Raw genomic sequence first — 5983 nt, 5'->3', positions numbered from 1 at the left:
CTCTACCGAAGAACGCAAAAGCATGGACATGGCCATCAACCCAAGCCTCGGAAACTGCTGCAGGATAAGCCCGCACAAAGCAGGCGTCACTGTGAGGCAGATCAAGTGCGAAGAAATACGCCTTTTGCTCAACACCGCCGATCACAACCATCGCCTCGCCAAAATCCGCTTGGGCGTGGCCCGGGGCATGAGCCAGCGGCACAAACATCTCTCGGCTGCGTCGGCCATGTTCGCGGACATAATTCTTCACCGTCGTGTAGCCGCCCTTGAACCCGTGCTCGTCACGCAGCCGCTCAAAAATACGCTTGGCCGTATGCCGTTGCTTGCGGTTCCGACTAAGGTCCTCCTGCAACCACTGGTCGATGAAGCCCGTGAATGCATCCAGCCTGGGCCGCTTTATCGCCGTTGTCCGCTGATACCCTGGCGGAACCGAAAAACTCATCATCTTCTTCACGCTTGCACGCGAAACACCAAAATGAAGAGCGGCGGCGCGTTCGCTCAGGCCTTCGCGGCGCGCAAGGCGCACCTTTCTATAAAGTTCCACGCTGAAAATCCCCCGCCCTCCCCGTCACCAGAAAGAGCCAAAGTGGCAAAGTTTTACTCTGCCCGCAGCAAGACTATCCCGCCACTTCCGTGGCAAACTTTTGCACTGCCGTTCTCAACTGGGTGGCGCCGAACTTCAACACCCTCGGACGCCGCCAGAAGACCCTGAAGGTCCACATCGGCGCAGGACTTCGATCGTCAGGTGTCCGAGTTCCTGGTCCGCGTGGCCATCTTGAACGGCATCACGGTCCTGGGCATACCCGTCACTGAAACCGAGGGATGAGTCTGTCCGGGGACAGGGGAGGTCCGCCTTTGACCCGATCTGTGCATGTATGGATGCCCCCGTTGGTGCAAGTGGTTTTTTGAACGGCTTGAGCGTGTGATCGGGTGCGGTCATGTATCAGGCCTCATGTTGCGGCGATTGACACAGCCGCGGGCCGGTATGGCGATGCGCGGATCAGAAGCAGATCAACAGACCGAGCTCATTGGCTCCAGCACAAATACTGCTTTATCTGACCCGGATCTTGTCGATCCTTTGCCCTTACTGTTAAGTGACCTCCTCACACTCCCGATGCGCCGGCAGGCAATAGAAAAGCGCGGTGCGCTTATACCATTGCAGCCACCGGAACCCGATAGTCTTGCTGTTTCGTCATCATGGCCCAAAGGCCACGGGCCATCTTATTGGCCAGTGCAATCGCCACGACCATGCGAGGCTTTCGAGCCCGCATGCGCGTTAGCCAGCCTTTGTTTGGCGTGCCGAACCGCTCGACCGCTTGCAGAACCGCCATGGCGCCCGAGACCAAAAGTGTGCGGATGTCACGCTGGCCCATCTTCGACGTTCTACCCAGTCGAGATTTGCCGCCGGTCGAATGCTGCTTTGGCACAAGCCCAAGCCAGGCGGCAAAGTCGCGCCCGCGCCGGAACGTCGTTAGATCTGGGGCGAATGTCTCGATTGCAAGCGCTGTGATCGGACCCACACCGGGCATGGTTTGGAACCGACGTGCCAAATCGGCCTCTTTGGCGACGCTTCTCATCTTCATGTCAAGCTCTGCCACCCGAGCATTCAGCCCCGCAATTTGCGCCAGATATATCTGGCCCAAGTCCCGAACACCCTCGGGCAAGGCTGTGCCGCAATCTTCAATCGCATCTGCGAGGCGCTTGAGCTGCGCTGTGCCGGTCGCCGCGACCAGGCCGTGCTCGGCGAGGTGCCCGCGTAAAGCGTTGATCAACTGGGTGCGTTGACCGACGAACATCTGCCGCGTGCGAAACAGCATGGCGCGGGCCTGTTGGTCTTCCGTCTTAACCGCGACGAAACGCATCGTGGGTCGCAAAGCCGCCTCGACAATTGCCTCGGCGTCCGCCGCATCATTCTTCTGTCGTTTGACGAACGGCTTAACATAGACCGGCGGGATCAAACGGACCTCGTATCCCAGCCTCTCGAGTTCGCGTCCCCAGCCATGCGCAGTGGCGCAGGCCTCCATTGCAACAACGCACCTGGATTGCTGAGTAAAGAACGCCAACACTTGGCTCCGCGAAAGTTTCTTGCGGAATGCGACCGACCCGTCGCTACACGCCCCGTGAACTTGGAAAACGCGCTTTGCCAAATCGATACCGATGATAGTAACTTCGGACATGGATGCTCCTTCCTTCTGTGATGCTTTCAGCACTCATCACTTTGGCACATTACGATGCCGTCAGGAGGGGGCATCCACGCCATCAACAGAGTCGATCGAAGTGTTCGATGTGTATCGATAGGCGAGTTTAACGCCCAAGAAGCAGGAAAAAAGAGAGCAAACCATTTGCGGACAAAACGCTGCCAAATGGCGACCCTGAACAAGTGGGTTACGGCGCACCGCGACACGCATACCGTGCGCCCGAGCATTGCAACCTTGCAGGAGAATGAACGGCTTAGGCGCAAGACCGCGCAGGGAGAACCGCAGCCTAATACCAAGGTGAAATTTGCCTTGCGACTAAGTTATCATTGTAAATCATAAAGTTGGTGGACTGCTATCCAATAACAAACCGCTGACTTTGCATAACTTTGGCTGGCTCCGCATGTTGGCTCTATCGAAGTGAGCTAATCTGCTCACCCTTTTCCTCTTGGAGTACTCATATCATGGCCCATATCGATGGCAATGGCATTGGTAACAGAATATTCGGCACCAGCTTGGCTGACATCATTCATCCCGGCGCAGGTAACGACACCGTATACGGCGGCGGAGGCAACGACCTCATAGATGATTTTGGACATACATCCACTGGCTCTGGTGGTGATGATTGGTTTTTTGGCGGAGCAGGTGCCGACACCTTGTATGGCTGGACCGGCAACGACTCGCTGGATGGCGGCACCGAGAACGATTTCATGTTCGGCGAGGATGGTGCAGATTACCTAGACGGCTGGACGGGCAACGATACGATGTTTGGCGGAAACGCCAATGATCGACTCTACGGCTACACAGGCAATGACAGACTATATGGCGATTCTGGAAATGATCTGCTTTACGGCGAAGACGGCAATGATCTGCTCTCCGGGGGGCTTGGGCTGGACAGGCTTTTTGGTGGTAATGGCAGTGATGTCTTTGAATTTAATTCAACGAGAGAATCAAACGGAACGACGCGCGATGTAATTGGCAGCTTTGAATTCGATCTCGACAGGATTGATCTTTCGGAAATAGATGCAGATGCAACTATCGCGGGAAACCAAGCGTTCAGATGGACGGATGCAACTACTGGTACCCCTGCGAAGGGATATTTGATGGCGGTGGCTGGCACCGGTACGGACACTTGGATTCTCGGCAATACGGACAGTGATTCAACTGCGGAATTTCAACTGGTGGTCGTTGATGGCTCAATTTTGCCTAGCTACTGGTTGGCCCATGATTTTTTTCTCTGACTAGGCAGGGTCAATGCGTGGTCGTACAAATGAAGCAGCTCATACCTCCTGATATACATACATAAGGAAAAAAAATGAAAATCACTTCATTTGCGCTCGCGGCAATATTTGCTTGCGCGACGGGTCCCATGCTTAACGCACAGGTCGTTTTTCGCAGTAACGTGACGACGAATCTCAAGCTGTCACCGGGCGCGGATGCTCAGATCTTCCAAGTTGATTCAAAAAACGGCAAGGCTGGTGAAAAAAAGAAGCTCAAGAAACACTCCAAGGCAAAATCCCACGCCGCCAACGAAAAGCACAGGAGCGACAAGGGGGACAGGGGCAAGGTCAATCGCTCAAAAGAGCAGCGCGCGCAGGATTCCGCCACGATTTTAGGCTTACAAGCCCCGCGCGGCCGCGACATGCTTGTGCGCCTCGCTGCTGCGCCTCTCGCATTGCTGGGACCGAACGCCGTTTTTACTGAATTGCCTGACGACCGTTTTGTAACCTATCGCAACTGTCCCCCGGGCCTCGCCAAGAAGGACCCGCCTTGTGTGCCACCTGGCTTGGCAAAAAAAGGCGTGACATACGATCAATGGGTTACTTATGACGACGATCGGCTTGATGAGATCTATCTCGACCAGAGGCGCAGCTATCTTGATGATGGGTCGGTATATGACGATGATGATCTGTTGCTCAGCTCAGACCAGATCGCAACTCTTTACGGGTTGCGCCCTGCGCCCGAAGGCAGGCGATATGCCTTGATCGACGGTCAGCCAGTGTTGTTGGCGGATGAGGACAACAGGTCACTTCTGGCACTCCATCGTCTTGCTCAATCCCAGAATGTGCCAGAAGGCACACTTATATCGCCCACTGCAGCTCTGACCCAAGACGAACTGCGCCAAGCCTACAACCTGCCAGAACTGCAGCCAGGCTATAACTATGCCGTCATAAACGGGGAGTTGGTGACCTTGGCTGACACCGCCTTTGAGATGCTTCAGATGATCCGGATTGCTCGGTCTGTATTTTGAATGCTCATTATGCCCTAACCATAGTCTGCAGCCACATGGCTCTCGGCGGCACCAAACTCACCGATCAACTCTGACCAGTAAGTTTAGCACATTAAATACACCACCTTCCTCTTGCCGGGGGAGCATGCCGCGCTGGCTAAGGTGGTGTACGATGCCGCGCAGGGTGAGGTTTCCTGCCGCGCGGATTTCGGCGATGACCGAGCGAGGCCGGCGGCGTGCTGGTCCGCGGTGGCTACAACAAACTTGCGCATCGCCCATCCCCGACAGCAGAAGCGCAGCCGCTCCATTTGGCTCGCACAACTTGCCCCCGCGCGCCTGGTCTTGTCGCGTATTTGTGCCGCTCCGAGTGCTCATGTTAGGCCACCTGGCGTTCGAAGGCCAAGGGGCTTTTGCCTCCCAGTGCTGAATGCCGACGGCGCGGGTTATAGAAGCCGTTGATGTATTGGAAGATTGCGGTTTCGGCCTGGCGGCGGGTTTCCCAGGTGCGCCGCCAGATCAGCTCTGCCTTGATGGTTTTGAAGAAGGTTTCGATGGCCGCGTTGTCATAGCAGTTTCCTCTGCCACTCATTGACGCCTTGAACGTTGCCTTGGCTAACAAGCTCACCCGGATCGTCTAGGCGATCCTGACACAACCCGGCACCGTCTACCTGCGGTCAAAAGGGGCAGCTGCATAAGCTGATTCCTCACCGCAAGACCCATTGCAGGGGACGTGATGACCAAACGGTTGATCGACCAAGGGTAAGCCAGGCGTAAAAAAGCGGGATATAATCCCGTGCCACTAATCTGGAACCCGTGGGGCGGATCTCATCAAGGCCTTGTCTCCAAAAGCGGCTGACTGATCAGAGGCCGGATACATTTACGCAAGCCGGACGGCCACGCACGAAAACCTTGCAATAGCGGGTCGGACCATACATTTTTTCCGAGGGCCTCCTTGAGCAGTTCATTCTGCATTCTCAGTTCGGCAAACATCTTCTTCAGCCGGCGGTTTGAACCGCCCCTTGTTTACCGGAGACTGAATAGCCCCTAGATTTGTAGACGCCTTGCTTGGTAATTTTGGAAGCAAGGAGGACGATATGTCCACGAACAAATTCACAGATGAGTTCAAGCGCGATGCGGTCGCACAGGTCGAGGATCGGGGCTACCCGGTGCGCGAGGTGGCCGAGCGATTGGGGGTCAGCACCAAGTCGATCTACACATGGCAGAAGCAGTTTTCGCGGCCCGCAAAGGTGATCCAAGAGGTCGATGCGCAAGCTGATGAGATCCGCCGGTTGAAGCGAGATCTGCTGCGGGTCACGGAGGAACGGGACATCCTAAAAAAGGCGACCGCATACTTCGCCAGGGAATCCCGGTGAGGTATGCGTTTATCGCCGAACACCGGCCAATCTTTGCCGTCAGGGCTATGTGCCGGATGCTGGCCGTTCATCCGAGCGGCTTCTATGCATGGCTGCGTGAACCTTTTTGTCAGCGTGCGCTGGAGGATCAGCGCCAAACGGTGCTGTTGAAGCAGGCTTGGGATGACAGCGGCGAGGTCTATGGA

3 protein-coding genes and 3 pseudogenes are annotated in these 5983 nt (G+C 55.8%); 3 read left to right on the top strand and 3 right to left on the bottom strand.

Features of this window, described 5'->3' with window-relative positions:
* A pseudogene (locus tag AKV04_RS10075) lies at positions 1–544 on the bottom strand (IS21 family transposase); the annotation flags it as partial.
* A gap of 604 nt (positions 545–1148) precedes the next feature.
* Positions 1149–2177 carry an IS110 family RNA-guided transposase gene (locus AKV04_RS10070; RefSeq protein ID WP_054006311.1) on the bottom strand — a complete coding sequence of 343 codons (1029 nt, stop codon included), beginning with the start codon at positions 2175–2177 and terminating at the stop codon, positions 1149–1151.
* Positions 2178–2659: 482 nt separating this feature from the next.
* Here AKV04_RS10070 and AKV04_RS10065 point away from each other — a divergent pair, with 482 nt between their 5' ends.
* The gene (locus tag AKV04_RS10065; protein WP_054006310.1) at positions 2660–3436 is read left to right on the top strand and encodes a calcium-binding protein; all 777 of its coding nucleotides are present in this window, start codon (positions 2660–2662) and stop codon (positions 3434–3436) included.
* Between the two features lie 74 nt (positions 3437–3510).
* Positions 3511–4446, top strand: a complete 936-nt coding sequence (locus AKV04_RS10060) for a transketolase (protein ID WP_235815599.1) — start codon at positions 3511–3513, stop codon at positions 4444–4446.
* A gap of 355 nt (positions 4447–4801) precedes the next feature.
* Here AKV04_RS10060 and AKV04_RS10055 read toward each other — a convergent pair.
* Positions 4802–5026 (bottom strand): annotated as a pseudogene (locus tag AKV04_RS10055) (IS3 family transposase); the annotation flags it as partial.
* Positions 5027–5519: 493 nt separating this feature from the next.
* Between AKV04_RS10055 and AKV04_RS27095 the strand changes: the two are divergent.
* A pseudogene (locus AKV04_RS27095) lies at positions 5520–5983 on the top strand (transposase); the annotation flags it as partial.

This window comes from Cypionkella psychrotolerans (assembly GCF_001294535.1).
Taxonomy (GTDB): domain Bacteria; phylum Pseudomonadota; class Alphaproteobacteria; order Rhodobacterales; family Rhodobacteraceae; genus Cypionkella; species Cypionkella psychrotolerans.
This window is presented reverse-complemented; position numbering and strand designations above follow the sequence as displayed.

Coding starts and splice junctions, on each gene's coding strand:
- AKV04_RS10070 (WP_054006311.1), bottom strand. CDS start 2,177: ATGTCCGAAGTTACTATCATCGGTATCGATTTGGCAAAGCGCGTTTTC.
- AKV04_RS10065 (WP_054006310.1), top strand. CDS start 2,660: ATGGCCCATATCGATGGCAATGGCATTGGTAACAGAATATTCGGCACC.
- AKV04_RS10060 (WP_235815599.1), top strand. CDS start 3,511: ATGAAAATCACTTCATTTGCGCTCGCGGCAATATTTGCTTGCGCGACG.